We start from the raw sequence: 443 nt of genomic DNA on the forward strand, positions 1-443 counted from the left end.
GAGGTGAGTAGTTCAACACCTGTGAATCTGAGTCAGGGTGCGCAAACGGGCAGTAATTACACCCAAGGACCTAGACGTAATCTGGGGACAACCCCAGATGCAGCGCCGAGTACCGCGACTGGTCATCCCGGTGGTCCCGCGGCTGGCAATGGCAGCGGTACAACCCCAGCGGTAACGGGCAACGGTTCGCCATCGGTGGCGAATGTAACAGATGATGGCACGCAAGCCGATGTTCCTACAAATACAGGTACACCGGCTCGTTCGCCTGTCGCGGCGAAGACCACAAACACGCCTTCAATGTCACAGACGGATGGCGTGCCTACGGAAGATACCCCTGCGACAGTGGTGCCTGAGGCGAATGCTGCACAAGGATACACTGGCCGTAAATGGGAGGTGAGTAGTTCAACACCTGTGAATCTGAGTCAGGGTGCGCAAACGGGCAG

1 pseudogene is annotated in these 443 nt (G+C 57.6%); it reads left to right on the plus strand.

From position 1 onward, the window contains the following. Positions 1-443: pseudogene (locus tag KO537_RS22985) on the plus strand (hypothetical protein); the annotation flags it as partial.

Source organism: Shewanella sp. NKUCC01_JLK, from assembly GCF_019345615.1.
Taxonomy (GTDB): Bacteria; Pseudomonadota; Gammaproteobacteria; order Enterobacterales; family Shewanellaceae; genus Shewanella; species Shewanella oncorhynchi.